This window comes from Chloroflexus sp. MS-G, assembly GCF_000735195.1.
Taxonomy (GTDB): domain Bacteria; phylum Chloroflexota; class Chloroflexia; order Chloroflexales; family Chloroflexaceae; genus Chloroflexus.
On record NZ_JPIM01000048.1, the window covers coordinates 13,984 to 34,966 of the forward strand.

General features: G+C 53.6%; 18 protein-coding genes. 12 read left to right on the plus strand and 6 right to left on the minus strand.

Features of this window, described 5'->3' with window-relative positions:
- Positions 1 to 21: 21 nt before the first annotated feature.
- The 4 genes from pseC to JE47_RS0110380 all read right to left on the minus strand — a co-directional run bounded on the left by pseC (position 22) and on the right by JE47_RS0110380 (position 4,824).
- Positions 22 to 1,254 (minus strand): UDP-4-amino-4,6-dideoxy-N-acetyl-beta-L-altrosamine transaminase, encoded by a 1,233-nt coding sequence (gene pseC, locus JE47_RS0110365; RefSeq protein WP_081910020.1) that lies wholly within the window; start codon positions 1,252 to 1,254, stop codon positions 22 to 24.
- Positions 1,251 to 2,225: a UDP-N-acetylglucosamine 4,6-dehydratase (inverting) gene (pseB, locus tag JE47_RS0110370; RefSeq protein WP_031459688.1), complete on the minus strand. Its 975-nt coding sequence runs from the start codon at positions 2,223 to 2,225 to the stop codon at positions 1,251 to 1,253. Before pseB ends, pseC begins: the two co-directional genes overlap by 4 nt.
- A gap of 74 nt (positions 2,226 to 2,299) precedes the next feature.
- Positions 2,300 to 3,424: a tetratricopeptide repeat protein gene (locus tag JE47_RS0110375; protein ID WP_152556039.1), complete on the minus strand. Its 1,125-nt coding sequence runs from the start codon at positions 3,422 to 3,424 to the stop codon at positions 2,300 to 2,302.
- Positions 3,425 to 3,471: 47 nt separating this feature from the next.
- Positions 3,472 to 4,824, minus strand: coding sequence for a cytochrome P450 (locus tag JE47_RS0110380; RefSeq protein ID WP_031459690.1), 1,353 nt, complete (start codon positions 4,822 to 4,824; stop codon positions 3,472 to 3,474).
- 392 nt (positions 4,825 to 5,216) lie between these two features.
- On the opposite strand from JE47_RS0110380, the gene JE47_RS0110385 reads away from it, so the two are divergent.
- The 4 genes from JE47_RS0110385 (at position 5,217) to msrA (ending at position 9,734) form a co-directional block, all read left to right on the plus strand.
- A complete protein-coding gene (locus tag JE47_RS0110385; protein WP_031459691.1) occupies positions 5,217 to 6,596 on the plus strand; it encodes a phosphomannomutase/phosphoglucomutase in 1,380 nt (459 codons plus the stop codon).
- Positions 6,593 to 7,708 (plus strand): phosphoglucomutase, encoded by a 1,116-nt coding sequence (locus tag JE47_RS0110390; protein WP_031459692.1) that lies wholly within the window; start codon positions 6,593 to 6,595, stop codon positions 7,706 to 7,708. The genes JE47_RS0110385 and JE47_RS0110390 overlap by 4 nt, the downstream gene beginning before the upstream one ends.
- Before the next feature lie 96 nt (positions 7,709 to 7,804).
- On the plus strand, positions 7,805 to 8,983 hold the full coding sequence (locus JE47_RS0110395; RefSeq protein WP_031459693.1) for a gluconeogenesis factor YvcK family protein: 1,179 nt from the start codon (positions 7,805 to 7,807) through the stop codon (positions 8,981 to 8,983).
- 190 nt (positions 8,984 to 9,173) lie between these two features.
- A complete protein-coding gene (gene msrA / locus JE47_RS0110400) occupies positions 9,174 to 9,734 on the plus strand; it encodes a peptide-methionine (S)-S-oxide reductase MsrA (RefSeq protein ID WP_031459694.1) in 561 nt (186 codons plus the stop codon).
- 150 nt (positions 9,735 to 9,884) lie between these two features.
- Here msrA and JE47_RS0110405 read toward each other — a convergent pair whose 3' ends face one another.
- Together JE47_RS0110405 and rplS are read right to left on the minus strand one after the other, a co-directional pair.
- The gene (locus JE47_RS0110405) at positions 9,885 to 11,039 is read right to left on the minus strand and encodes an iron-containing alcohol dehydrogenase (protein ID WP_031459695.1); all 1,155 of its coding nucleotides are present in this window, start codon (positions 11,037 to 11,039) and stop codon (positions 9,885 to 9,887) included.
- 393 nt (positions 11,040 to 11,432) lie between these two features.
- Complete coding sequence (gene rplS, locus JE47_RS0110410) at positions 11,433 to 11,792, minus strand: 50S ribosomal protein L19 (protein WP_028458755.1); 360 nt, start codon at positions 11,790 to 11,792, stop codon at positions 11,433 to 11,435.
- 237 nt (positions 11,793 to 12,029) lie between these two features.
- On the opposite strand from rplS, the gene JE47_RS0110415 reads away from it, so the two are divergent.
- From JE47_RS0110415 to JE47_RS0110450, 8 genes are read left to right on the plus strand one after another with little or no spacing between them, the layout of a single operon-like run.
- The gene (locus JE47_RS0110415) at positions 12,030 to 12,491 is read left to right on the plus strand and encodes a chemotaxis protein CheW (RefSeq protein ID WP_031459696.1); all 462 of its coding nucleotides are present in this window, start codon (positions 12,030 to 12,032) and stop codon (positions 12,489 to 12,491) included.
- Positions 12,488 to 12,901, plus strand: a complete 414-nt coding sequence (locus JE47_RS0110420; protein WP_031459697.1) for a hypothetical protein — start codon at positions 12,488 to 12,490, stop codon at positions 12,899 to 12,901. The genes JE47_RS0110415 and JE47_RS0110420 overlap by 4 nt, the downstream gene beginning before the upstream one ends.
- Positions 12,898 to 14,367 carry a methyl-accepting chemotaxis protein gene (locus JE47_RS0110425; RefSeq protein WP_031459698.1) on the plus strand — a complete coding sequence of 490 codons (1,470 nt, stop codon included), beginning with the start codon at positions 12,898 to 12,900 and terminating at the stop codon, positions 14,365 to 14,367. The genes JE47_RS0110420 and JE47_RS0110425 overlap by 4 nt, the downstream gene beginning before the upstream one ends.
- Before the next feature lie 5 nt (positions 14,368 to 14,372).
- Entirely contained in the window at positions 14,373 to 16,622 is a 2,250-nt protein-coding gene (locus JE47_RS0110430) for a hybrid sensor histidine kinase/response regulator (protein ID WP_031459699.1), read from the plus strand.
- Positions 16,623 to 16,624: 2 nt separating this feature from the next.
- Complete coding sequence (locus JE47_RS0110435; RefSeq protein WP_031459700.1) at positions 16,625 to 16,984, plus strand: response regulator; 360 nt, start codon at positions 16,625 to 16,627, stop codon at positions 16,982 to 16,984.
- A 40-nt stretch (positions 16,985 to 17,024) separates the two neighbouring features.
- The gene (cheB, locus tag JE47_RS0110440; RefSeq protein WP_031459701.1) at positions 17,025 to 18,110 is read left to right on the plus strand and encodes a chemotaxis-specific protein-glutamate methyltransferase CheB; all 1,086 of its coding nucleotides are present in this window, start codon (positions 17,025 to 17,027) and stop codon (positions 18,108 to 18,110) included.
- A complete protein-coding gene (locus JE47_RS0110445) occupies positions 18,107 to 19,531 on the plus strand; it encodes a CheR family methyltransferase (RefSeq protein ID WP_031459702.1) in 1,425 nt (474 codons plus the stop codon). Before cheB ends, JE47_RS0110445 begins: the two co-directional genes overlap by 4 nt.
- Entirely contained in the window at positions 19,532 to 20,653 is a 1,122-nt protein-coding gene (locus JE47_RS0110450) for a PP2C family protein-serine/threonine phosphatase (protein WP_031459703.1), read from the plus strand.
- The last annotated feature ends 330 nt before the right edge of the window (positions 20,654 to 20,983 follow it).

Consider the following 20,983-nt stretch of genomic DNA (forward strand, 5'->3'; position numbering starts at 1 on the left):
CCTGAAATTTACAGAATCCTCTCAACCACCGAAATACTTTCGGTCTTGTTCAATGACAAATGATCTTACAACTTTTCGTACAGCCCGGATTACATCTTCAACATCGGCATCCGTCATCTGTGGAAAAATAGGGAGCGAGATAATCTGCTCGTAAGCCGCTTCTGCCACAGGACATAGCCCAGGGCCTGTACCGAACTGCTTCCGATAGAAGGGATGTAGATGCACCGGAATGTAGTGGACATTGACCCCGATCCCTTCGGCCCGCAGAGCAGCAAAGACCTGCCCCCGAGTCACCTGTAGTCTGGTCAAATCAAGCCGGACCACGTAAAGGTGGTAAGCGTGGGAAACTTCTGCACGAACATCCAATGGACGAACGGCTGGAACCTCAGCGAACGCGGCGTTGTATCTCTGCGCGATCTCTTGTCTACGCTTTACCCAAGCAGAGAGTTTTCGCAACTGGCTTGACCCAAGCGCACATTGGATGTCTGTTATACGGTAATTGTAGCCCAAATCCACCATCTCGTAAAACCAGGAGCCTTGTTGCTCGCGCTGGCGATGGTCGCTGGTAATACCGTGATTGCGGAAGATACGCATTCGACGAGCGAGGTCGGGATCATTGGTAGAAATCATTCCCCCTTCGCCAGTGGTGATATGTTTTACCGGGTGAAAGCTAAAGGTACTTAAATCGGCCAACTGACCGACGGGGCGTCCCTTGTAACTGCCACCCAACGAGTGACAGGCATCAGCAATCAACTTTACATGATACCGATCGGCTAGTTTACGGAGGGTATCGTAATCACACGGTTGGCCTGCATAGTCTACTGCAATGATCGCCTTCGTTTTCGTTGAAATATGCCTTGCAACCTGTTCCGGATCAATAAGCAGTGTGTCAGGATGCACATCAACAAAAATTGGACGGCCACCCTGAAAGACAACACTATTAGCTGTGGCAGCGAAGGTTATAGCCGGAACAATAACCTCATCTCCCGGTTTGATGTCGATTGCATACATTGCTGCGTGCAGGGCCGCAGTACCGCTACTAACCGCTACAGCCTCCAGAGAACCTGTCAATGCTGCAAAAGCCTGCTCAAATTCCGGTATCTTCGGGCCGGTCGTGAGCCAATCTGAACGAAGGACATCAACAACTGCCGTAATGTCATCATCTTCGATGCATTGACGACCATATGGTAGCAGTTTTTGGCGAACCGGTAATCCACCGAAAATCGCAAGAGTCTTAGAATGATTGTCGCTCACACCATCTCCTTCAAAATACTTTGCAATTCTTCAACCGAGAGCCACCAGGTATTCGTATCACTACTGTAACGAAATCCATCCGGTAATGGTTTACCATTCGACCAATTACTATCTTGCCACCATGAGTGGAGGGGCTGAATAACAAAAGCATCTTCCAGCTCTAGAGTATGACGGGCCTCATCTTCGGAGATTAAGATTTCGTGAATTTTCTCACCTGGTCGGATACCAATATATTTTACCTCGCATGTTGGTGCTACTGCCTTTACCAAATCCATAATATTCATACTAGGAATCTTAGGTACGAATATCTCTCCACCGTGCATATATTCAATACAGCGGACAACAAATCGTACTCCTTGTTCCAGAGTGATCCAGAATCGCGTCATTCGTGGATCGGTCACAGTGACTTTTCCATTTTGCCGTTGAGAAAGAAACAGTGGTACAACACTTCCCCGGCTTCCCACAACATTACCATATCGTACACAGGAAAACCGTGTTGGTCCAGTACCTCGATAAGAATTTGCCTGTACAAACAGTTTCTCAGCAACCAGTTTTGTAGCACCGTAAAGATTTACCGGATTAACCGCCTTATCAGTACTGAGGGCAAGTACCTTATGTACACCAGTATCGAGTGCAGCATTAATAATATTCTCTGCACCGTGAACATTTGTCTTAATCGCCTCAATAGGGTTGTATTCACACGAGGGTACTTGCTTCAACGCTGCCGCATGAACAACAATATCAACCCCATCCATTGCCCGACGTAATCGCTCAACATCTCGAACATCACCGATGAAGAATCGTAAACGGCTATCATTAAATCGCTGTTGCATCTCAAATTGTTTTAATTCATCGCGGCTATAGATAATCAATTTTCGTGGATGTAATTCGTTTAGTGCAATTTCAGTAAACTTTTTACCGAATGAACCTGTGCCTCCCGTCAAGAGTATGACTTTGTCGTGCCAGTTCATCGAACTTCCTTCCTGATCAATATTATGCCCGAATTCACAACCAACAAGATTGTCTAAGATAAATTTAAGCAACCTCAACCTTTACATCTAGTATCTTTTTCCATGGTTATCCTTTCAACAACTAGATCACCGTTATCCAAAATAAAATCGATAACTATTGTATTTATTTCTTGCCGCAGATCAACAAAGAAAACCTTTGTTGATGTTCCCTCTGAAATGTCTATCGAGAAAGGATATATCTCGTTGTTCACATATACATTGAAAATTGAAAGCGGATCGCCAATCTTCCGCAATTCTATCCTAAGCTGATAGCAGCCAGTACTTTTTAGACTGACTATAAAGCCCGCTTTGCCAGACCAGTGCATGATACCTTGTCTACGAACCAAATCTCCGGCAAATACATTCCATTTTCTAACCTCCGTAAGCCAGCGAAGATGTTCACCGGTAAGCTCTAATTTCTCCTGGTTCCCAAACCGATGCACAAAGCCGTTAGAAGTATCTATCCATGCATTTTCTGCACTAGAGAGAGACAAACCAAGAACTAGCTTAGCAATAATGAGCCGAAACATTATCTTATCAAATTGTTCAACCTTCCCATCATAAAGGACACTCAGAGCTTGTAACCAGAGAAGAGCTTCTTGCCAACCATTTCTACGAATTGATTGACCAATAGACACTTCTAAGTTGTCTGATACAGCATCCAAATCAACTTTCAGGTTTTCTAACACTGATCTCAGAGTATTTGGATTTACATTCTGAAAATAGTATATCAAATCAGCTATTATCGATACTATCTGATAATCCGAGAAATCCCGAAGAAGTTGAACGGCAAGATCGATATCATTTGCTATTAGGGCAACTCTGATCAACTCTCGCTTAATCAGCAAACTATTTGGCTCTATATAAGACGCAGTCTTCAATATATTGATTGCATCTCGAGGCCTTTGAAGATATAGATATGCTTGACTTAATCGAAGATATGTCAGCACCTCCTGTGGATTAAGGCTTCTTGCAGACTCAAGATCATGAATGGCTCTAACAAGTATATCTTGATCCTGGCTTGTATCTTGTGCATACTGTTCTAAATGGTACGAAGCAGATGAAAGTAAGAAATAAGAAGCAACGTATGGATAGCTCCGATATGAAGCCAATGTGGAAATGCTGAATGCTACTATAATAACTAGATATGCCTTTGACATAATGACCCTTGCAGAAGGTGATCCGTTTCAATGTCAGGTACAAAAACTCACCCCACCCTCCTGACCTCCATCCACTGCCGTGGTCCTGGGCGTAGGGTGGCCTTCGCCACCGGGGCCACCGGGTAGCCAGGGATAGCACTGACGTGGAAGCGTTGCAGGATCATGGGCAACACTATCTGCATTTCCATCAAGGCAACGTTGTTCCCGATACACTGGCGTGGACCGCTGAGGAACGGTACGTAGGCGAATTTGTGGCGACCTGCCACCGTTTCGGGGTGGAAACGTTCGGGGTCGAAACTTTCAGCATTGGGCCAGAACTCGGGATGGCGATGGGTGACATACGGGCTGAGGGCAACAGTTGCACCGGCGGGAAGGTCGTAGTCACCCAATGTGTCTGGGCCAACGAGCGTGCGTGAGAGCAGCCAGGTCGGCGGGTAGAGACGCAGCGTTTCATCGATGACCATCCGGCTGTACGTGAGCTGGGGGAGATCGGTAGGGGTTGGATTCCTTCCACCGAGTGCGGCAGCATATTCGGCCCGTAATTTGCGTTCGCTATCACCGTGGTGAGCGAGCAAGTGTAAAATCCATGACAACGTGCCAGCCGTGGTTTCGTGACCGGCAAGGAAGATCGTCATCACTTCGTCGCGGATCTGCTTGGGAGACATCGGCTCGCCAGTATCGGCATCGCGTGCGCTGACCAGCATTTCCAGCAGGTCGTCGTATTCGCCCTGACGCTGTTGGCGTTCGTTGATCAGGCGATACACGATTTGTTCAAGCAGGGCAAGATTGCGATAGTAGCGCCGATTGGCGGGTGTTGGCCAGCTTCGCGGTGGTTGCAGCAGGCGAAATTGTTGACCGGCAACCCAGTTGAGGGTGTCGTTGAATGCTTTTCCCACCTGTGCTGCTTCTGTATCGCTCAGCGAGGTGCTGAACATCGTGCGCACGATAATCTTTTCGGCCAACAGCATCAACTCGGCCTGAATGTCAACTGGCTGCCGATGGCGAGCGTAAGCTTCCCACCGCTCAAGCATACGCTCAGCCTCCTCAACCATTACCGTTGCCATCTGGGTAATCCGTTGATGGTGGAACGCCGGTTGAATCAGACGCCGCTGGCGCAGCCAGTGGTCGCCGTTACTGGTGACCAGCCCCTGGCCGAGGATGTCTTCCATGGTCGTGTATTGCTTGATGTAATTTTTCCAGTTCTCTTGCGTGATCCGCTTGATCATATCGGGATGCACCGCAAGATACATCGTGTGCTTGCCAAGCGGGAGCTTGACCAGATCGCCGTAGTGTCGATGGATGCACAGTAGAAAATCGAGCGGATCATTCAGCAGCCGCGGCGCAACTCCAACCCCAGGGAGACCTTTTGGTTTGGGAATAGCATTCACTGATAATGGCATAGTTTTGTTACGCTGGAAAGCTACGTTGCACAAAGTCAGATATAGTATACCACAAATTGACGTAGGTCGCAATTGGAACAGAGAGAAGAGGTGTGCGAGGTTGGGAAATCGGAAGGCAGGTGAAAGATGGCAGGCGTATCCCTTGCCTGCCGTCTGCTTCTTGCAAAACTGCGGGAGTTGGGAGACTAAGCGGAAGATGGTAGGTGAACCTGTTTATGGGGGCACCCCTACTTATCTCAGCGTGCAAAGTGGAAACTCGTTTTTCCCCTCATGTCTCGTGCCGATATTCTGTTTTCCTACCTTGACGGATACCATGCTTTCGGCTAGGATCGAACTAACCCAATCTGTGCAGCAGAGACGTTGGGGAACGTCGTCCACAACTTGAGGAAACCATGGGTGTAGCGCTCAATCAGACGATTTTTCGGGCGTATGATATTCGGGGGATCGTCGAGGTTGATCTCGATGAAGGTATTTATGAACGGTTAGGTCGGGCTACCGGAACCCTCTTTCGCCGTGAGGGCCGGCAGCGGATTGTGGTAGCCCGTGATGCTCGCCTGAGTTCACCACGCTTCCAGGAGGCGTTGATCAACGGTTTGCGTGCCACCGGTATGGATGTGATCGATATCGGTATGGTGGCGACACCGGTAATGTATTTTGCGGTTGAAGCGTTGGGTGCCGATGCCGGCGCGATTGTGTCGGCTAGTCATAACCCACCAGAGTTTAATGGGTTGAAGCTGCGACGCGCAGAACCGCGTTTTGGTTCGGAGCCGTTGCCATCGACTGCAATTCAAGAGGTAGGGCAGATTGCTGCCAGTGGTCAGTTTATTGAGGGTCACGGGGACTACAAGCAGGTTGATATTGGGCCGGCGTATATCGAATCTGCACGCCGTTGGCTTGATTTTGGGACGCATCGTCCGCGTGTGGTGCTGGATGGCGGGAATGGCGTGGCCGGGCCGCTCGCAGTAGCGATGTACGAAGCCCTGGGGATTGAGGTTATTCCGCTGTTTATTGAGCCAGACGGAACGTTTCCCAATCACCATCCTGATCCGTTAAAGGTCGAGAATCTCCGTCATTTGCAGGCTACTGTGCGTGAACAGCGGGCCGATTTGGGTATTGGTCTCGATGGTGATGGTGACCGGCTAGGGGTGGTTGATAGTCACGGTGAGGTCATCTTTGCCGATCGCTATCTGATTGTGCTGGCGAAAGCGCTGTTGGCAAAACGTAAAGGGCCGGTGGTCTTCGACGTAAAGTGTAGTGCAGTGTTACCGCAGGCTATCCGCGAGTTAGGGGGTGAGCCGATCATGTGGAAGACCGGTTATACCAGTCTCTCGGCGAAGATGCGCGACGTTGATGCGGTGCTGGGTGGCGAACTCAGCGGGCATACGATCTTTCCCTGGCCTGGTCGCTACTTCGATGATGGCGCCTTCGCCGGTGCGGTGCTGCTGCATGCGTTGTACGAGTTGGGGCAAACGCTGACCGAGGCACTCGCGCCGTATCCGGTCTTGCCATCGATTGATGAGGGTCGTATCCCCTTCCCGGAAGAGCGGAAATTTGCGGTAATCGACTTTTTGCGTGCACGGTTTGTTGGCAAATACCCGATTATTGACATCGATGGCGTCAGGGTCGATTTTGGCGATGGTTGGGGGCTGGTACGGGCTTCAAATACTGAACCGGCAATTACGACCCGCTTTGAAGCGCAGACGTGGGAGCGTGTTCAAGCTATCCGCGATGAAATGTTGAGCGTCGTCGAGGAGTTTCGCACACTGGCATGAGTGCCTATCGACGCCCTTTCCTACAGGCCTGGGAGGCAGTGTACACTGCCGGGTTGACTCTCGAACAACTGCGTCGCCGGGCGATGTCGGTTGGTGGAGCGTTGGCCGAACAGCCAGCCCGTTGTCTCATCGCCTTTGATACACGCTTTCTGGCAAACTTCTTCGCACAGACGCTGGCCCAAGACTTGGCAGCGAAGGGGGTGAACGTCTTGCTCGCTAGCACACCGGTACCGCTGCCTGCAATCCACTATGCCCTTGATCAGAAGCAAGCCGATTGTGCACTCTATGTATCAGCGCGTAACCGTCCATACTACATTGGTGGGTTGATCCTGATTGCCGATGATAAGAGTCAGCTAACCATCCATCCCGCCAGTGATCCTTTACCGTCGGTAGACTTTCCACCTCCTGCTCCCAATGTGGTAACAATCGATATACGAACTCCTTACATTGAGTCACTACGTCATGCTGTTGATCTGGACGCAATTCGGCGGCTGCCGATGACTTTCTTTGTCGATGCGATGGCCGGTACGACTGCCGGGATGGTCACGATGTTGTTCGGTGAAGGTGGTCAGACACGGGTGATCGAGATTAATCGTGATCCCGATCCGTTGTTTGGACGGGGAGCACCGCACCCGTTTGAAGCCAGTCTGCATCGGTTGCGCAAACTGGTGCGCGAGAGCGACTCACACCTCGGTCTGGCACTTTCTGGCGATGGTACCGCACTGGCGGTCGTCGAACCGAGTGGTGAGGTGTTAGAACCGTTTGAGACCAGTCTGCTGTTGGCCGGTCATCTGGCAACGCATTACCGACAGCGGGGATTGGTCATCGCTCCACCGCCGGCCCCTAACAGTCCCCTGCATGCCCAACCTAGACAACTGGTTGCCTGGCAGGAGGCCACCGGTATGAAGCTGGAGCTGGCCAGTGATGGGTTGTACCTCGAACGCCAACCGGTAGTGGCAATGACGACCAGCGGTGAGGTTGTGCTGAGCCGTTGGCGGAGTTGCCCCGATGGGTTGCTGGCCGCTTTGTTCTTTTGTGATGCGGCAGCACGGAGCAATGGCGGTCTCCGCACGCTCTGCGCGGCACTACGGTCGCAGTTTGGTGCTCAGTAGGAGTAAACTTTTGCGCATGGTGTAATACGCTGGTAAGACAGAAGAGCCGATAGTGGCAACCAGCGGCCTCTGTGCCAGGAAACAATGCAGAAGTTCATGAAACAGATTATTAATCGCCTGAGTGCATTACGTCATCTCATCCCGTCGCTCTCGCTCACCTTCGTGGGCATCGTGCTAATATCGCTGGGAGTTGCGTACCTTTTTATCCACGCCTACCGTACTGTTGAAGGTCTGCCTGAAGTGGTCTGGTGGCTGACCCTGCAATTTCTACCCCGTCCGTGGCGCGGAATATTGCTCCTCGTTATCGGTCTGCTCGTGTTGGCTGGCGGTATCTGGCAGCTTAGTGGTGTGGTGGTGATCCCACGACCGCAACAGGTACCCGCCGACGGTGAGCTGGTGTTAGGCTACGACCGCACCCATCGGCCACGTCGCGTTGTCGTGATCTCTGGTGGCGCTGGCATGCTTGTGTTAGCCGGGTTAAGTGAACAGGTTGATCGGATGACCTGTATCGTGCCGATCACCGATCCGGTTGAGTATTATTATCGGGCGTCGGGGCTGCTTAACCAGCCGAATGTCTACTATGTGGTACCAACCCCAGAACCGCTCGATGTGGTGGCCGAGCTTGACGATGGAACGCTGATCGATGTACGCCATATTCATCTCCATCCTGAGCTGGCCGAGCGATATGTGTGTCGGTTGCACTTGAACAAGGAATCCGTACCACCGCCGCTGACGCGCGTGACCCTCGAGGCCCTGCGTGAGGCTGATGCGATTATCTTAGGGCCGGGGAGTCTCTTCGAGAGTATTTTACCCAATTTTCTCCTGGCGGAGTTCGCTGAGGCAGTGCGTTCGAGTAGCGCGAAGAAGATTTTCGTCTGTAACCTGATGACCGAACCAGGGCGCACGAGTGGGTTTCGCGTAGCCGACCATATTCGGGTGATTAAGGAGTACGCCGGTTTGACCCCGGATTACGTATTGGTGAATGCGCAACGAATTGATCCAGAGACGACCCGCATCTACGCTGCCGCCCATCAGACGCCGGTATACCTTGATCCGAGTGATTATGAAGAGGTAGCAACGCTGCCTGGGGATGTGCATGGTCAGCGTGGGGTGATTATCGAGGGGAGTATGGTTATCGAGGCCGATCTATCGGCGGCGGTTATCCAGTATACAACGTCGCTTGATAATCCGCTGCAGAGTCGCGCTGTGCGCGTGTTGCGCCACGATGGGCAGAAGCTGGCGGCTGCTCTGATCGAGCTGATGCGGCGCATGTAAGGGATGGGCAGCGGAGGGCACGCATCCCTTTGCACTACTCTTTTTGCTCTCGCCCCCACGCCTGTTCCTATCTTTCCTGGTTTTACTGGACAGGATAGAGAAACACCAATGTGAACTTTTTTGCCCTGCATCCACCGGTAAACTGAGGTAGACTACATACAGGTGAAGATTTGAACAAAGGAGTTTTGTTATGGCTCTTGAAACGGCTACCTTAGCCGGTGGATGCTTTTGGTGTCTGGAAGCGGTGTACGATCAGGTCAAGGGTGTAAAAGATGTCGTGTCCGGATATACCGGTGGGCATGTCGCCAACCCGACCTATGAACGGGTCTGTAGTGGTAAGACGGGTCATGCCGAGGCGGTACAGATCACGTTTGATCCGGAACAGATTAGCTACCGTGAGTTGCTCGAAATTTTCTTCAGTATTCACGACCCGACCACGCTGAATCGGCAGGGAGCCGATGTCGGAACGCAGTATCGTTCGGCCATCTTTTATCACTCTGAAGAACAGCGTCAGATCGCCGAGCAACTGGTGCGTGAACTGACCGAACAGAAGGTTTTTCGCGATCCCATTGTGACCGAGATCGTACCGGCTACGACATTCTACCCTGCCGAAGACTACCACCAAGAGTACTTTGTGCGGAACCCTTATCAGCCTTACTGTCAGTTTGTGGTGGCGCCAAAGGTAGCGAAATTTCAAAAACTGTTTGCGCATCGGGCCGCAAGCGCACGTGATGATGTTGCTCAGGAGTAATGTACCGTGCCAGTGGTGCCGAGTGCCAAACGCAGCTACCCGGAATGTGGCTGCGTCTCTTTGTCTGCTAACAATCCTGTCAGGTAGGTCATCGGTAGTCTATGAACGGATGCTGGAGCAAGCGGTGTGACTGCTCCAGCTTCGTTCTCGTCACCACACTTCTTCGAGCATTGCCAGCAGTTCTGCGGGGGGAGCCGGTCGTGGATTGTTGAAAATCGCCGGTTCAACGGCAGCCAGTTCCGCCAATTCAGGGAGTGCTTCACGCGGTACACCCACCTCGCGCAGTTTTGTTGGTAGACCACAATCTGCCGTCAGCGTCCGCACGGCTGCAATACCATCGGCAATTACTTCAGCGTTGCTGCGGCCACCAACATTGACGCCCATAGCTCTGGCAATACGCACATAGCGATCGGGTACTACTTCGCTATTGAAACGCATCGCCGGTGGCAAGAAGATCGCGTTGGCTGTGCCGTGATGGACGGGGAACTTTCCGCCAACGGCGTGTGATAGCGCATGCACCACACCGAAGAGACTATTCCCACAGGCGATACCGGCCATAGTGGCTGCGATCAACAACTGACTCCGCGCCTCGATATTCTCGCCGTCGTGTACAGCATCGCGCAGATGAGTGGCAATCATGTCGATAGCGGCCAGGGCCAGGCTATCACTGAGGGGGTTGTTCTCGGTCGAGACATACGTTTCAATCGCGTGAGAGAGGGCATCCATTCCGGTGGCTGCTGTCAGGCGTGGTGGTAACGTGCGGGTCAGTAACGGATCAAGGATGGCTAAGGTGGGCGTAAGGTAGCGACTAACAATACTTATTTTTCGCTGACTCTCTTCATCGAGAATAACCGCGATGGGAGTTACTTCACTACCGGTACCGGCGGTCGTTGGGATGGCAACCAGTGGGGTTAGTGGCGTGTCAATCACGTTATACCCTTCATAGTCGGGAATCGATCCGCCAAGGGTGAGTAGAATGCGGATCCCTTTAGCAGTATCGATAGGACTACCACCTCCCACGGCAATGATCAGATCGGCGTCGGCGGCCTGTGCCTGTTCGGCGCCTTCAGCAACTTTGGCGACAGAGGAATTGGCCGGTACATCGTCGAACATCCCGACCACTTCGATGGGCGCCAGGCCGGCCTGAATAGGATCGAGCAATCCTGCCTGTACGACGCCCTTATCGGCGATAATGAAGGCCCGACGTTGCGGGAACGAACTGCTGATAACCTGACCCAGTTCACCGGCCAGCCCGATCTGGTACAACACTCTTGCCCCAAGGCTGAATTCAAAAAATTCTTGCATTGCCTTGTTCCTATTATCTATCATCTGTGAAAGAGTTCTGCTATGTGTATTATACGACCGGCTGACAAGAGGTGAAGGGTGGGCAATGCTTGCTTCTGGTCACCTTCCAGGTACAGAGTTTTCCGCTTGCAGGAGGAGAGGCGGTTCGTGAACCGACCCTCCGGCAGTGGGAATCCAGGGCATTGCGCCGCTGTTCCGGTCTGTCAGGGTTTACTTGTGGGGATAAGGGTTCGTCTTGTCGATCATGCGACTCTATCGGCGTCAGACCAATCATCTATCGCCGGCGACGGGTTTCATCCGTTGTGCCGTGACGGAAGTATTTGGATAGGCCCTCAGAGATTGAAAAAATCGAGGCGTTGGCAAACAACGCCTCGACCGTTTGAGAGGTAAGGATTACGTCGTTTCTCGGCGCTCGCGAATACGTGCTGCTTTACCGGCGAGACCACGCAGGTAATAGAGCTTGGCCCGGCGCACCTTCCCCCGCCGAATAACCTTGATGTAATCAATGCGCGGGGCGTGCAACGGGAAAGTACGCTCAACACCAATGCCGTGTGATGCGATCCGTCGCACCGTAAAGTTCTCGTTGATCCCCTCGCCGCGTCGGCGAATAACGACCCCTTCAAAGTCCTGAACTCGTTCGCGGTTTCCTTCGACAACCTTTACACCGACGCGCACCGTGTCACCGACGCGAAAATCGGGAATGTCGGTGCGGTATTGGCGCCGGCCCAACTCTTCTAGCAGTTGTTGCGACACGGCGTCGCTCCTTTCACTCTATGCCGACAGGCGCCCGCATGGCAGCGGGACTGTACGGCGCTCTGACACACAAATTTGGCAGGCGGATGGTTCGCCGCCTGCCTGATCGGCTCTGTTCCGCTAGCGATTATAGCATAGCAGGCTGATACCGGCAAGCCGCTTGACCAACCGGCGTGCTTGCCGTATGCTCACAGTAATCACCGGAAGTACCGGTCATCTGACAGGTGTTGATGGCGTATGATGTCGTCAGTAGCTCAATCACCAACGACCGGGTATCTTACCATGCGTTTAGCGTCAGAATACTACGCGCTGCCCGGAACATCGGTTCGCGAGATTATGCGCTGGCGAACACCGACGCCGGTTCCTGGCGCCCCCCCGATGATTCCCGGTCTGATTAATCAGCGGGGGCAGATTCTGACCGTAATCGATGCCCGCCTGCTGCTCGGTCTGGCGGCTGCGCCTCTTGATCGTTCAACTCGTCTGGTCTGGATTCAGCACCATGCGACCGATGCGGCATTGCTGGTTGATGCAGTGATTGATTTGATCACGATTGCCCCTGATCACCTCACCCCTCCGCCGATCAATCTCACCGGATCGGCTCAGCGAGTGATTCAGGCGGTGTACCAACGTGATGACGATCAGCCGATAGCAATTCTAGATCCGTCAGCCTTATTGATCCTGGTGCAGGAGGCGTTGTGATCCTGCTTATCGAAACGATTACCCGCAGGTATCTTGGTCGGCAGAGTGATATTGATACGATTGGCTGGCCTTCTACCGTGGATCGTGACGAGCGGGGCCGCGCAATTCTGCGCTATCAGTTGGGGCCACTGCTCGATCCGACCGATCCACCAGCTTCTGGTCGTTTGCACGCACTGACCATCGGTTTGCGGCGGCGGGTTGTAGAATTACTGGCTGTGCGGATTGATCTACTTGCCGATGCGCCAACTATCACGCCACTTGCCCCCTTCCTGGCTGCACGTTTGCGGTTGCCATGGGTAACTGGCGTGGCTTTGCTCGACGAACAGCCGGTTGTCGTGCTCGATCTGCGCCGATTGGCCGCCGATCTTGCTCTGGGGCTTCGCTTGAATCATACTGAGGAAGCGTTATGAATTCGCAGACCGCACCTTTTTCTCTCACCGAATTGTCTGCGCTGCGCGAGAATCGTTCTCTGTTGCAGTGGTTAGTTGTGACCGGCACTGTGGCTCAGGTGATCTTTTGGATCGTCGGTCTTGGCTTTTGGCTTTCTGACAATACGCTCCTACCCTCGTTTGTGCTTGCCAGTCTGATAACGCTGATCGGACTGATGCTATACGGCCTGGCAACCTGGTCGTTTAGGCGCGGACGAACAATTGCCGGGCGTCGCTGGCTATTTCTGGCCATGACAACCGGAGCTGTTCTGGTGATGTTGCTATTTGGTGGTGTTGATGGCGCACGGGTAAGTGTGCTGTTCGTGGCGGTTGTCAGTGCCGGTCTGCTCGGCAGTGGTAGTGACACCTTGCTGGTTAGTGTGCTGAGTCTCGTGACATATTTCGCGCTTCTGCTGGCCGAACAGTATGCCGGTTGGCAACCGTTTTATGCGGGAAATCTCTTCATTGACAGTGGCTTTTTACTGATAGCAGTAGCTTCGATTAGTATCCTGGCCTGGTTAAGCAGTCGTGATCTCAGTCGTGCACTGGCCGAATCGCAGGCGCGTGCAGAAGAGTTGCTGCGCAATACCGAGCAGCTCATGGAGCGTAGCATTCAGCAAGTCGAGTTGGGAAGTGAATTGGCGGCTGCCGCTGCTGAACTACAGGCCAATTCGCAACAACAGGCGGGTGGGGCAAGCGAGCAGGCCAGTGCCGTTTCCGAAGTCTCGACAACGATTGAAGAACTGGGTAGTACGGCCCGTCAGATTGCCCAGGCCGCTGAGCATGTCTCGGAAGCAGCGCAGCAGACCTTAGAACAACTCAGTACCGGTCAGAGTGCCGTTGATGAAAGTATTCAGGCGATGGAACGCATTCGGCAGCGGGTGCAAGACATCTCAACCCGTGTGCTCGGTTTGGGTGAACGTTCGCAGCAGATCGGCGAGATCATCGATCTGATTGATGATATTTCTGATGAAACCCACTTACTTGCCCTCAATGCGGCTATCGAAGCTGCCGGCGCCGGTGAATATGGACGTCGATTCGCTGTTGTTGCAGCCGAAGTGAAGAGTTTAGCCAATCGCACGCTGGCAGCAGCGAAAGAGGTGAAAGGGGTCATTGCCGAAATCCGGCAGGCGACCAGTGCGGCAGTGTTGGCCGCTGAAGAGGGCAGCAAAGAGGTTGAACGTGGCGTCGAATTGGCCCATCGCGCCGGTCAGGTTATGGACAATATCGTGATGGTTGCCGAACGGACGGCGCAAGCTGCGGCTGAGATTGGTCTGGCAACCGCTCAACAGCAGAGTGCCAGTGAGCAGGTCGTGGAGACGATGCGGGAGATTGCTGAAGTGGCTCGTCAATCGGCGCTGAGTGCCCGGCATATGGCCGAGTCGGCGGCAAAATTGAATGCGATTGCTGCGCGCCTGCACGGGTTGGCGCAATCTGATCATCGGTAGTGAGTATGGATTTAACCGCCTTTCATACCCAATTTCGTGATGAGACTACCGAACATGTTCGTACCTTGAACGATGCTCTGGTGGCGCTTGAGGCACAGGTTGACGAGGCACAACGACGCGCCGAGCTTGATCGTGCTTTTCGGGCGGTGCATACGATTAAAGGTTCGGCCAGGATGTTGGGCTTTGAGCCAATTGCCCGTCTTGCCCATGCCTTAGAACATGTGCTAGATGAAGTGAGACAGGGCAAACGCATACCAGAACGGTCATTGATCGATCTCTTACTTCGCGGTGGTGATCTGATCATGCAATTGACCAGCGAAGTTCCTCATCTGTCAGCAGCCACGCTTGCTCAATTGCCGGAACTGCTGCAAGCTCTGGGTGATACGACGACTCCAGCCGCTGCTGCCACTTCACCATTGCCGCCACTACCAGCACCAGCCACATCCTCAGCCACCGAAACCCCAGTCGCGACGCCACCTGATACTGCATCGCCTTCACGCACCGGTCGCCAGACAGTGCGCGTGCGTGTTGACCGGCTTGATCGTCTATTCAATCTGGCCGGTGAGCTGAACATCGGTCAGCAATGGCTTGCCGAACTGGAACGAGAGTTAGAGCGATTACAGAAAATGGTCGAACACCAGCAACGTGCTCTGCTCGCGCTTGAACATGATCTGGGTCGTCTCCGTTTTTCACCGTCACAACGCCAGTTGCTCGATGCCCGTCTCGCCGAGTTGCGCGGTACACAAACCACGCTTACCGATCACGTTCAACACCAGCTTGATCGGCTCGGTCGACACCTTTTGCACCAGAATCTGTTGGTGAAAGAGCTGGAACACGAAGTGATGGCCGTGCGGCTATTGCCGATTGCCACGCTCTTCAATGGTTTACCACGTCTGGTACGCGATCTGGCGGCTGCTACCGGTAAGCAGGTTCAACTTGACATATACGGTGAAACAACGGAACTGGATCGTAAGGTGCTGGAGCTGATTGGGGATCCGTTAGTGCATCTGGTGCGCAATGCGATAGATCACGGTCTTGAGTTGCCGGAGGAGCGAATTGCGGCAGGGAAATCACCGGTTGGCTTAGTTCGGATCGGCGCCGAGGCCGCAGGGAATGAAATTCGCATCCGTATTCAGGATGATGGGCGAGGCATTGATACGGACCGGCTGCGTCGTCGTGCGGTTGAACTTGGCTGGTTGACTGCCGAGCGGGCCGGGCAGCTCGATACGCAAGAAGCACTCGATCTTATTTTTCAACCGGGTTTCTCGACAGCTACAACGATCACCGAAATCTCTGGTCGCGGCGTTGGTATGGATGTTGTACGCACCAATCTGCTCGAGCTGGGTGGTCAGGTGCGGATCGATACTGTTGTCGGTCAGGGTACAACGGTCACGCTGACCATTCCGCTCACCTTGATTACCAGTCAGATCGTATTGGTACAGGTTGCGCAGCAAGTAGTGGCGCTACCGGCAACCGCAGTGCAGAGCATTATCTGGGTTCAGCGCAATCAGGTGTACTTCATCGATAACCAGCCTGCGATCACGTATCAACAACGTGCGATCAGTCTCATCCCACTTGCGGCTCTGCTTGACCTGCCTGCCGAGTCACCGCTGCAACGACATCTGCGGGCACCTGCGCTCATCCTCAAGGCACGTCAGAAACGAGTGGCGTTGTTAGTTGATGATCTGATTGACGAACGTGAGGCAGTGGTTAAACCGCTCGGCCCCTTGTTTGCGCGTCGTCCGGCTCTAAGTGGTGCGGTACAACTCGGTGATGGTCGGTTGATATTGTTGATCAATCCGTTCTATCTTGTCGAAAGTAACACTCATCGTTCACTCCCGCCGGCCACGGAAAGGAAAGCTCTACCGACTGCTACCACTCCGGCACGCTTGCTGGTTGTCGATGATTCATTCACCACCCGTGAGTTATTACGGAGCATTCTCCAATCGGCTGGATACGATGTAACGGTAGCAATTGACGGAGCCGATGCTCTTGACAGGTTACGAGCAACGACCTACGATCTGGTAGTAAGCGATATCGAGATGCCTCGTGTCGATGGCTTTACCCTCACGACTCGCATCCGAAACGACCTGGCCCTCGTTGACCTACCGGTAATTTTAATTACCAGCCTCGCCTCAGAAGAACATCGTCGTCGTGGTCTGGAAGTAGGAGCGCAGGCCTACATCGTGAAGAGTCAGTTTAATCAGGATAGCTTGCTGAAGGTGATTCAGCAATTGCTTGGCCACGAGGAGTAACTATGCCAACAATTCTGGTCGTTGATGATAGTCGTCTCGTTACCGACATCGTAAAGATGCGGCTAGAGATGTACGGCTATACGGTTCGCCTGGCTCATAGCGGCGAAGAGGCGCTTGCCGCCATTGCTGCTGAACCACCCGATTTGCTGGTACTTGATGTGCAGATGCCCGGCATCGATGGTTATGAGGTGTGTCGTCGCATTCGCGAGAATCCGGCCCTGGATGATCTGCGGATTATAATGTTGACCTCTTCTGATGATAAGCGTGCCGCTTTTGAGGCCGGAGTTGATGATTATCTAAACAAAGACATCGATCTGCTCAACCTACCCAATCGGGTGCGCTTAGTGTTAGAGATGGAATAGAGGCAGAGCCGAACGGCGGCGCAATTCGTAGGTAGTATGTATGAATGACCCTCTGCGCGTTTTAATTGTTGATGATTCTGCGTTAGTGCGCCGTTTGCTACGGCAAATGCTCGAAAGTGATCCGTCGATTCGAGTCGTTGGCGAAGCAGCAGATGGCAAAACGGCCATTGCGCTGACTGCCGAGTTGCGTCCCGATGTTATTACGCTCGATGTCCGCATGCCGGTGCTGGATGGTGTGGAAACGACTCGCCAGATTATGGCCTATCATCCCACTCCCATTCTGGTGTTATCGGCAGCCGTAAGCGGTCATGATGCTACAACATCTTTTGAGGCGCTGGCGGCTGGGGCACTTGAGGTTATGGAAAAGCCCAGCCTGACCAATCCCGACGAACTTGATCATTTGCGCCGTATGCTGATTAAGCGGGTGAAGTTGATTGCCCGGATTAAGGTGGTGACCCATTTGCGTGGGCGGCGGCATCCACCTTCAGTATTAAACGATGTTTCTGGCGAGGCCCTCCATCAGGTGCATACAGCACGGGTTGCCCCCGGACAGTTTCCGGTTGTTGTTATTGGGGCTTCAACCGGTGGTCCAAAGGTGGTTCGCCAGTTGTTGGCCGGGCTACCACCGACGTTCGCCGCAGCGGTCATTGTGGTGCAACATATTGCGCATGGCTTCAGTATTGGTATGGCCGAATGGTTGGCCGGGGCAAGCGCCATTCCGCTCGCGCTGGCTACTGAGGGGATGCCATTACGCCCCGGCCATGCGGTACTAGCTCCCGATCAATCCGATTTATTGATCAATCCCGATGGCACGATTCATTTGAATACGTCACCGTTGTTGTTACAACGCCCTTCTATCGATATTGCGATGATGGCAGTGGCTGAACTCTACGGCGCCAGTGCGGTAGGGGTGCTGTTAACCGGTATGGGGCGTGATGGTGCAGTCGGGATGCGTGCTATTCGACGGGCTGGGGGGTTGACGATTGCTCAGGATGAGGCCAGTTGCACGATTTTTGGTATGCCTCGGGCAGCCATTGAGCTGGGGGCAGCCGAGATGGTCTTGCCGCCCGAAGAGATACTGGTGGTGTTGTGCGAGCGGTTTGCCAGACCTGCGAGTATGCCATGACACTATCATCAGAGATGTTGATCCCACTGCGCGATGTGCTGGCACACTATTGCGGGGTTGTGCTCGACGATGCGCGTTTACTGACCTTGCGTAGTGCAGTTGAGCGGCGGGCTGCCGCCTGTGGCCGGTCGCCAGCGCGCTATCTGGCCGATGTGGTGTTCGCAACCGACCGCGCCGAGTTGCAGCAACTGGCTGAATTGTTGCTGAATCACGAGACGATCTTTTTTCGCAATCGCCCCCACATGGATGCATTGCGCAAGACCATCCTGCCCGCTCTTCATGCAAAATTGCCGGCGGGGGCACCGATTAAAATCTGGAGTGCTGGCTGTGCTACTGGCGAAGAACCGTATTCAATCGCCATCACCGTGTTAGAGGCACTCGGTGAACCGCTGCCCCGTCCGGTCACGATTCTTGCTACCGATCTCAGTACTGCTGCCTTAGCCAAAGCGCAAAGTGGGGTGTATCGTGGGCGCACGTTAACTAATCTGTCCCCCTTACAGCGGGTACGTTTCTTTACGCCCCACGAGAATGGTCTGGCCGTCCACCAGCGGGTACGTCAACTCGTGACCTTTATGCAGCATAATTTGCTCGAACCCTTTCCGGCTCTTGCCTATGGCACCCATATTCTTTTCTGCCAGAACGTGACCATCTACTTTTCCCTCGATACCTGCCGTGCACTGATGGCACGCTTCTACGATGTGCTGACCGAGGGCGGTATCCTCTGCCTCGGCTTTTCAGAGACGCTGTGGAATATTTTTGACCGGCTAACCCCGATTGCGGTCGATGGTGCGTTTCTCTACCGCAAAGACCCGCCAACGTCGCCTGCAGTGCCTGGCTCGCCGGTGCTGCGTAAGCGATTACCAACCCATCTATCGCGTTCAAGCTCTGCCAGTGTGAGTGAAAAGTCGGTGGCGTTATTTACCGATGAGACGGTTGTCCACGAAGGTCGCCGTCTACTCGAACGTGGTCAACTCGATGCAGCGTTAGACCTCTTCGCACGTGTACCATTGGCCGGTCGGTACGCACCGGTCGTATTGTCACTTGCTGCCCAAGCCCACGCCAACCGTGGTGATCTCGATCTGGCACTGGCCGAGGCTCGCCGTGCGCTTGAGCTAAATCCATTGCTGACCGAGGCCTATCTCTTGTTGGGAATGATCTACGAACGGCAACAGCAGCCGACACTGGCAATCCAACATTTGGAAAAGGCACGTTATCTCAGCAATGATAATCCACTGGTTGCATTTCATCTAGCCGAGTGTTATCGGCAAACGAATCGGATGACGGATGCTATTCGCGAATATCGCAACGCGGAACGCTTGTTGGCTCAGATACCACCCGATTACCTGCTCGAAGGAGTTGCTGCCCACTGGCTGGTAGAGAGTTGTCGGCGTTGGATCGCTCGGCTTGAAGGAGATCGTTAGATGCCTGTCCGTAACGGTCGTCTGATTCCTGACATGCTGATACGTCGGAGAGTCTGGTCAAGCCTGCTCAGTCATCGTCAGCGCAGGCTGCTATCCGTGCGGAAAGCACGCGCTCCGCTTGATCCACCGCCTGCCGAACCGGTCATTGACGAGGCAGCGCAGCGGCGGGCACGTGAACTCGAGCAAGAACTGCAACTTGCCCGTGATATTCAACAGGGATTGTTGCTGGAAGCGGCCCCACATCTGCCTGGTTGGGAAGTTACTGCAATTTCGTTACCAGCGCGTGATTTAGGTGGCGATCTGTACGATTTTTTACCGCTTGCTCAGGGCTGGCAAGGGATCATGATCGGCGATGTTAGTGGAAAGGGGTTACCTGCGGCGCTGCGGATGGCGGTAGCGCGCACCGTCTTTCGCCACGAAGCACGTTACCATGCTGATCCGGCAACAGCGATGGCGGCGGTCAATCGAGGCGTCTTGAGTGAGATTCCTCACGGTATGGTAACGATGCTCTATCTGCAACTGGAGCCGCACACCGGTCAGGTACGTTGTGTGAATGCCGGTCATACGTTTCCGCTCTTAATTACCGATACGGTATGCGAGTTAGAAGTGAGCGGATTACCGCTAGGGGTTGATAGCGAGAGTGAATATACCGAATTGAGCGCAGTTATTGCGCCGGGTGAGAGCCTCCTTCTTTACACCGATGGATTGATCGAAGCCGAGCGTGCCGATGGCGCAATTTTGGGCTTTGAGCGCCTGGTTGATCTGATCATGAGTCAACCGCAGCGGAAACCGCGTGCGCTGGCTGCAACACTCATCCAGGAAGTGCGCTCCTGGACGAACGGTATCCTGAGCGATGATGTAACGCTCGTGATCTTGCGCCGAAGGTTGCTTGATCTAGTGGCTGAAATACGCAGTGTGATCGCAGATGTCATCGGCTGTGAAGCGCTACAAACCTTCTGGGAAGCTGCACTAGCCGATGATCCGCCAACCGACGTCGATTCCTGGCGTGAGCGACTACCACAAGTACAGGCGTTGGCACAGGCGCAATTTGGTCGTGGGATTGCCCGTGAATTGTTGCAACAAATCCGGCTCACCCTCGACGACTACCGCGAACGTGTTTAATACCAATTTTGGCTGAGAAAACTGTGTATCCCGGTGCGCTGGCCTCTGGTCTACTTCTTTCCCTGCGTGAACGAACGATGCTGTGTTCGGCTAGTTCGCTGATCATACCCGTCACCCCTCTCGCGAGCGGAAGGATGTTGGCAGGGTGCTGGCAAGGTGCCTGGGATAATGGGGCGCTGATGCGCTCCCCGATGGGTTCCAGTCGTTTACCGCACTGGCGAGCCAGCGACCCGCACATCCAGGTGATCGCGTAGGCATCAGGGATGGAGTCGTCGATGTTCCGCTGCCGGGGTATCGGTCACCTGTCGCAGAGAATGCTAAATCCTGGGG

Bases quoted from the DNA above. Each gene is read 5' to 3' on its own strand.
- cheB (WP_031459701.1), top strand. From the start codon at position 17,025: ATGAATGACCCTCTGCGCGTTTTAATTGTTGATGATTCTGCGTTAGTG.
- JE47_RS0110425 (WP_031459698.1), top strand. From the start codon at position 12,898: ATGAATTCGCAGACCGCACCTTTTTCTCTCACCGAATTGTCTGCGCTG.
- JE47_RS0110385 (WP_031459691.1), top strand. From the start codon at position 5,217: ATGGGTGTAGCGCTCAATCAGACGATTTTTCGGGCGTATGATATTCGG.
- JE47_RS0110445 (WP_031459702.1), top strand. From the start codon at position 18,107: ATGACACTATCATCAGAGATGTTGATCCCACTGCGCGATGTGCTGGCA.
- pseB (WP_031459688.1), bottom strand. From the start codon at position 2,225: ATGAACTGGCACGACAAAGTCATACTCTTGACGGGAGGCACAGGTTCA.
- JE47_RS0110405 (WP_031459695.1), bottom strand. From the start codon at position 11,039: ATGCAAGAATTTTTTGAATTCAGCCTTGGGGCAAGAGTGTTGTACCAG.
- JE47_RS0110450 (WP_031459703.1), top strand. From the start codon at position 19,532: ATGCCTGTCCGTAACGGTCGTCTGATTCCTGACATGCTGATACGTCGG.
- JE47_RS0110380 (WP_031459690.1), bottom strand. From the start codon at position 4,824: ATGCCATTATCAGTGAATGCTATTCCCAAACCAAAAGGTCTCCCTGGG.
- JE47_RS0110415 (WP_031459696.1), top strand. From the start codon at position 12,030: ATGATGTCGTCAGTAGCTCAATCACCAACGACCGGGTATCTTACCATG.
- JE47_RS0110430 (WP_031459699.1), top strand. From the start codon at position 14,373: ATGGATTTAACCGCCTTTCATACCCAATTTCGTGATGAGACTACCGAA.
- JE47_RS0110435 (WP_031459700.1), top strand. From the start codon at position 16,625: ATGCCAACAATTCTGGTCGTTGATGATAGTCGTCTCGTTACCGACATC.
- msrA (WP_031459694.1), top strand. From the start codon at position 9,174: ATGGCTCTTGAAACGGCTACCTTAGCCGGTGGATGCTTTTGGTGTCTG.
- JE47_RS0110375 (WP_152556039.1), bottom strand. From the start codon at position 3,424: ATGTCAAAGGCATATCTAGTTATTATAGTAGCATTCAGCATTTCCACA.
- JE47_RS0110395 (WP_031459693.1), top strand. From the start codon at position 7,805: ATGAAACAGATTATTAATCGCCTGAGTGCATTACGTCATCTCATCCCG.
- JE47_RS0110390 (WP_031459692.1), top strand. From the start codon at position 6,593: ATGAGTGCCTATCGACGCCCTTTCCTACAGGCCTGGGAGGCAGTGTAC.